Consider the following 5,993-nt stretch of genomic DNA (forward strand, 5'->3'; position numbering starts at 1 on the left):
GGGAGGCCGGCACGGGACAATGCACGCCCTCGCGAAGCGCCGCCTTCGACCGCACCGCGCGCCACGGCCGCGTGCGGCGCCAGCACCACATAGGCCTTGACCAGCGCGCCGCGCTCGGCGTCGGGCTTGGGCACCACGGCCGCGTTGACCACGGCTGGGTGCTTGACCAGGCAGTTCTCGATCTCGCTCGGCCCGATGCGGTAGCCGGCCGCCTTGAACACGTCGTCGGCGCGGCCCTGGTACCAGAGGTAGCCGTCATCGTCGCGCGTGGCCAAGTCGCCGGTGCGGCACCAGTCGCCGGTGAACTTGCGCCCGGTCGCGCCTTCGTTCTTCCAATAGCCGAGAAAGAAGATCGGGTCGGGGTCGCCGTGCACGTCGCAGCGGTTCACTGCCACATCGCCCGGCACGCCGGGCGGGCATTCGTTGCCCGCATCGTCGATCACCGCCACGCGGTGGCCGGGGTACGGCCGGCCCATGCTGCCCGGGCGCGCCGGCCAGCCGATGCCGCCTTCAGTGCGGCCGTTCATGCTGCAGTTGCCGACGACGTAGTTGATCTCGGTCTGGCCGAACATCTCGTTGACGGTCACCCCGAGGTGCTGGCGGCAGTAGGCGAACACCGCGTCGCCGACCGCCTCGCCCGCGCTCATGATTGCCTGCAGCTTCAGGCGAAACTGCTTTTTCGGCTCGGGGTAGGCCTTCATCATGGCCTTGAGCGCCGTCGGGAACAGGAAGGTGTGCGTGACGCCCTGCTCCTGCATGAGGGTGAAGGCGAGCTCGGGGCTGAATCGGCCGTTGTAGGCAACGATGGGGCGGCCGAAGTAGAGGGAGGGGAGCAGCGCGTCCATCAGGCCGCCGGTCCAGGCCCAGTCGGCGGGGGACCAGAAGACGGCTTGCGAATCCGTTCGGGCTGAGCCTGTCGAAGCCCCGGGCCCTTCGACAGGCTCAGGGCAAACGGCTGCCGGAAACCCGAACCAGTTCTGGCTGCAGACAAACCCCGGCAGGTTGCCGATCAGCGCGCGGTGCGGGATCAGCGCGCCCTTGGGCGGGCCGGTGGTGCCGCTGGTGTAAATCAGCACCGCGCCCTCGTCCGCCTTGGTTTCCACCGTGGTGAACACGTCGGCCATGGTGCCGGATTCGGCCTGCCAGTCGACGTCGGCCGAGAGCGCTGCCGCGCCCACGCCGACCACGGTGCGCAGCCGCGGGCAGTGCTTGCGCACCTGCGCGATGTTGGCGACCGAGCTTTCGTCGCAGATGGCGACCACCGCCTCGCTGTCCTGCAGCCGGTACTCCAGCGCCTCGGGGCCGAACAGCATCGACAGCGGCATCGCCACGGCGCCCATCTGCAGCACCGCCATGTAGGCGATGGCGGTCTCGAAGCGCTGCGGCATGACGATGGCCACGCGCTCGCCGCGCCGCACGCCCAGGCCGGCCAGCAGGTTGCTCATGCGGTTGGCGCGGCGCTGCAGCTGGGCGTAGGTGAGCGTGGCGTCATGGCCGCGCGCGCCGTGGGCGCGGACCGCTACCCGGCTGTCCGCATCCGGCGCCTGGGCCCAGCGCGCGCAGCAGGCCTGCGCCATGTTGAAGTTGCGCGGCACCTGCCAGCCGAAGCCCTGGTGCATCGCGCGGTGGTTGTCCAGTCCTTGGCTGCCGCCCATGAGCCGCTCTCCTATCATTGCGCGCAATGTACCAAGTCAAGCGAACCTCCCGCAGCGAGTTTGTCCCGATACGCGGCCTGAACTACCACGTGCGGGTGTGGGGCCGGCCCGGCCCGGCCAAGGTGCCGATGGTGATGGTGCACGGCTGGATGGACGTCGCCGCGTCCTACCAGTTCGTGATCGACGCCTTCGCGCAGAACCACTACGTGATCGCGCCCGACTGGCGCGGCTACGGCCTGACCGAGGCGCCCGCCACCGACAACTTCTGGTTTCCCGACTACCTGGCCGACCTGGATTTCCTCATCGACCACTACGCGCCCGACGCCCCGGTGCACCTGGTGGGCCACAGCATGGGCGGCAACGTGGCCATGCTGTACGCGGGCTCCCGGCCGTCGCGGGTGAGCAAGCTGGTGAATCTGGAAGGCTTCGGCATGCCGGCCACGCAGGCGGCGCAGGCGCCCACCCGCTACGCGCGCTGGATGGACGAGCTGAAGGCGCTGCACCGCGGCGACTTCGCCCTGCACACCTACCCCAATGCCGATGCGGTGGCCAAACGGCTGATGAAGACCAACCCGCGCCTTGCGGCCGACAAGGCAGACTGGCTGGCGCGCCACTGGGCCCGCGCGGAGGCCGACGGCACGTGGCACATCCTTGGCCACGCGGCGCACAAGGTCGTCAATGCCCAGCTGTTCCGGGTGGACGAAGTGATGGAGATCTACAAGCGCATTGCCGCGCCCACGCTGATGGTCGAGGCCGAGCACGACATGTTCGCGCAGTGGTACCAGGGCCGCTACACCATGGCCGAGTTCCACGATCGGCTGGAGGCCGTGTCCGACGTGCGCCGCGCCCGTGTGGACAGCGCCGGGCACATGATGCACCACGACCAGCCGGCCGAAGTTGCCCGACTCATCGAGGAGTTCCTGCAGGAAACTTCGGGTGCTTCCTTCTGATAAACCCTAGGAGCACCCCTAAAAGCGTGAATTTGTCAGGCTGAGCACCTTGTAGGACCTGTCGGACAAGTAACAGTACTTGCCGTAGGAACTGTCCTACCTCAAACTCCACTCTTCGATAGGGGTGACTCATGAGGATGTCGGGTGTGCTGGCCCTTTTGGGGGCTGTTTTGCTCAGTCCGGCCTATGCAGCGACGGAAGAGATCGAGCAAGGCATGGGGACGTTGTGGGAAGTGCTCTGGCACCAGAGCGGAACGCCAACGCGCCTGGTGCGTTGGGAACAAGAGATGCGTGTTCGCGTGTACGGCGTCAATATGGCGTCGCACCGCGAACATACCATCCAGGCTTTGCGCTCCGTCGCGACGGAAGCCAACATCAAGCTGGTCGACGTGAGCGACCGGCCCGACGCCGCGCAAATCGCGAACGTCAGCGTGGAAATCACGCCCGACAGCATGCTGGAAGACAACCAGCCTTGTGTCACCTACCTGAATTTCTATACCGAGAACCGCATCGACTCGGCCGCCGTGCAGATGCGCGCCCGCGACGCCTGGCGCTGCGCGTACCACGAGGCCATGCACGTGATGGGCGTGCGCGGCCATCCCGCCGGCAAGACCGTGCTGAGCTATTTCCCCTGGAAGGTCGACGGCCTGCTGCCGCTGGACAAGGTGATGCTGCGCGCCTGGTATTCGCCCCGCATGCGCGGCGGCATGACGCCCTTCGAAGCCCTGCCGGTGCTGGCCGACGAGCTGGTGCAGGCCAGCGCCGAAAAGCCCGCCGCCCAGCAGGTGCGCGACCGCTTCATCGCGCAGACGATCGACCAGATGCAGCAGTTCGCCCAGGGCCAGGGCGACGTGCCGGCCATCGTCAAGCGCTCGGGCAAGGCCACCGAAGACGGCATCCGCTTCGGCCGCACCGAAATGAGCTACTTCCTGGGCGTCGCCTACCTCGAAGGCGTGACCGTGGCGCAGGACCCGAGCCAGGCCATGCGCTGGCTGCAGCGTGCGGCCAGCCAGGGCAGCCGCCCGGCCCAAGCCCGCTTGGGTGCTTTCAGGTAAGGCGCGCTGGCGGATGGCGGTTGAGCTACGGCCGCGGTAACCCCGCGGCCGAGTTCTTTCCGGCACACTCATGGGTTGCCTCCGACGGCGATCCATGACGACAGCAACCACCGACTCCGCCGGCTTTCGCCGCATCCTCGCCCGCAACGTCACCCTGCCGCTCGCGCTCGGGCTGGCAAGTGCGCTGCTGTTCGTGAGCCTCATTGCCTACCTGCTGGGCGCCATCGGCGAGGTCGAGCACACCGACCAGGTACTGTCGCGCAGCTACGCGCTGCAGCAGGTCGACCTGGAAATGGAAAGCGGCCTGCGCGGCTTCCTGCTGGCCGGCGACGAAGGCTTTCTGAAGACCTATGAGCAGTCCGCCGCGGCGCTCAAGACCAATGCGAACCGGCTGAAGGCGCTGGTGAGCGACAACCCGCCGCAGGTCGAGCGGCTGGAGCGCGTCGAGGCGCTGCAGCAGCAGTGGGCCGCCTTCGCCGCCGAGCAGATCACGCTGAAGCGCCGCGACCCTGCCTACTCGCCGGCGGGGCGCGTCAACGACGGCCGGCGGATCAAGGAAGCGGTGCGCGAGGAGTTCGATCAGTTCACCCTGCTGGAGCGGCGGCTGCGCCAGCAGCGCTCCGATGCCGTCAACCGCAACACGCTGTGGACGGTGATCGCCTTCGTCGCCTTCATGCTGGGCATGGGCGCCCTGCTCGCCTGGCGCGGCCGCTCCGAGCTGACGGGGCTGGCGGCGACCTACGACGAGGCGCAGGACGTGCAGCAGCGCCAGGCCGCGGTGCTGCAGGCGCAGGCCTGGCTGCGCGAGGGGCAGTCGCTGCTGGGCGAGCGGCTGGCGCGCGAGCAGCAGCTGGCCGGCCTGGCCCACGGCGCGCTGGAATTCTTCTCGCAGTACCTGGACGCGGTGGTGGCCGTGCTGTACGTGCCGCACGAGGGCGGCGGCCACGAGCGCATCGCCACCTGGGGCTGGGACCAGGACGCGCTGGAGGCCAAGGCCCACAAGCAGGTGCTCGCCGCCGAGCGCACCCTGCTGGCCGAAGCCGCCGCGCAGCGCCGCCAGATCGCGCTGGACACCGTGCCGCAGGACTACCTGCGCGTGGCCTCGGGCCTGGGCCACGCCACCGCGCATGCGGTGCTGATCGCGCCGGTGGAGAACGAGCGGCGCCTGTGCGCCATCGTGGAGCTCGGCTTCCTGCGCCCGTTGACCGAGCGCGACGGCGAGCTGGTGCAGCTGTGCTCCAGCGCGCTGGGCGCCGCGCTGGAGGCTGCGCGCTTTCGCAGGCGCCTGCAGGACGTGCTGGAGGAAACCCAGCAGCTCAACGAAGAACTGCAGGTGCAGCAGGAGGAACTGCGCACCGCCAACGAGGAGCTGGAAGAGCAGTCGCGCGCGCTGAAGGAATCGCAGGCGCACCTGGAGCACCAGCAGGCCGAGCTGGAGCAGACCAACCTGCAGTTGTCCGAGCAGACGCAGCAGCTGGCCGACCAACGCGACGCCCTGACCGGCGCGCAAGGCGAGCTGGAGGCGCGCGCGGCCGAGCTGCAGCGCGCCAGCCGCTACAAGTCGGAGTTCCTGGCCAACATGTCGCACGAGTTGCGCACGCCGCTCAACAGCTCGCTGATCCTGGCGCGGCTGCTGGGCGACAACACGCAGGGCAACCTGAACGAGGAGCAGGTGAAGTTCGCCGAGGCGATCTACTCCTCGGGCAACGACCTGCTCAACCTCATCAACGACATCCTCGACATTGCGAAGGTCGAGGCCGGCAAGCTGGACGTGCAGCCGGAGAACACCACCATCGCCTCGCTGGCCGAGTCGCTGCGCACCACCTTCGATCCTCTGGCGGGCAAGCGCGGCCTGCAGCTGCAGGTGGAACTGGCCAGCGACGCGCCGGCCCAGCTGTTCAGCGACCGGCAGCGGGTCGAGCAGATCCTGAAGAACCTGCTGTCCAACGCCGTCAAGTTCACCGAGCAGGGCAGCGTGGCGCTGCGCGTGCGGCGCGACCCGCTGGGGATTGCATTCGACGTGCGCGACAGCGGCATCGGCATCGATGCCTCGCAGCACGAGCTGATCTTCGAGGCGTTCCAGCAGGCCGACGGCACGGTCAGCCGCAAGTACGGCGGCACCGGCCTGGGCCTGTCGATCTCGCGCGACCTGGCGCGCCTGCTGGGCGGCACCCTGTCGGTGCAGAGCGCGCCCGGCCAGGGCAGCACCTTCACGCTGGCGCTGCCGCTGCGCTACGAAGCCGCGCTCGCGCAGCGGCCGCTGTCGTTGAAAGCGCCGGGCGACGAGCCGCCGCTCATCGCCGAGCCGCTGCGCATGCCGGCCACACCCGCGC

At 68.9% G+C, this 5,993-nt stretch carries 4 protein-coding genes; 3 read left to right on the plus strand and 1 reads right to left on the minus strand.

Annotated features, from left to right (window positions below):
* On the minus strand, window positions 1–1,655 hold a 1,655-nt coding region (locus tag H0U68_RS00655; RefSeq protein WP_296352126.1), incomplete at its 3' end, for an AMP-binding protein.
* Between the two features lie 26 nt (window positions 1,656–1,681).
* On the opposite strand from H0U68_RS00655, the gene H0U68_RS00660 reads away from it, so the two are divergent.
* From H0U68_RS00660 to H0U68_RS00670, 3 genes are all read left to right on the plus strand, one after another.
* Complete coding sequence (locus H0U68_RS00660) at window positions 1,682–2,605, plus strand: alpha/beta hydrolase (protein ID WP_296352127.1); 924 nt, start codon at window positions 1,682–1,684, stop codon at window positions 2,603–2,605.
* Window positions 2,606–2,892: 287 nt separating this feature from the next.
* A complete protein-coding gene (locus tag H0U68_RS00665) occupies window positions 2,893–3,660 on the plus strand; it encodes a hypothetical protein (protein WP_296352130.1) in 768 nt (255 codons plus the stop codon).
* Window positions 3,661–3,754: 94 nt separating this feature from the next.
* The coding region (locus H0U68_RS00670; protein WP_296352131.1) for a CHASE3 domain-containing protein at window positions 3,755–5,993 on the plus strand (2,239 nt) is incomplete at its 3' end.

The sequence above is a fragment of the Ramlibacter sp. genome, assembly GCF_013697775.1.
Taxonomy (GTDB): Bacteria; Pseudomonadota; Gammaproteobacteria; order Burkholderiales; family Burkholderiaceae_C; genus Ramlibacter.

What these genes read in the sequence shown, in the direction of transcription:
- H0U68_RS00660 (WP_296352127.1), top strand. Translation starts at nt 1,682, where the DNA reads ATGTACCAAGTCAAGCGAACCTCCCGCAGCGAGTTTGTCCCGATACGC.
- H0U68_RS00665 (WP_296352130.1), top strand. Translation starts at nt 2,893, where the DNA reads ATGCGTGTTCGCGTGTACGGCGTCAATATGGCGTCGCACCGCGAACAT.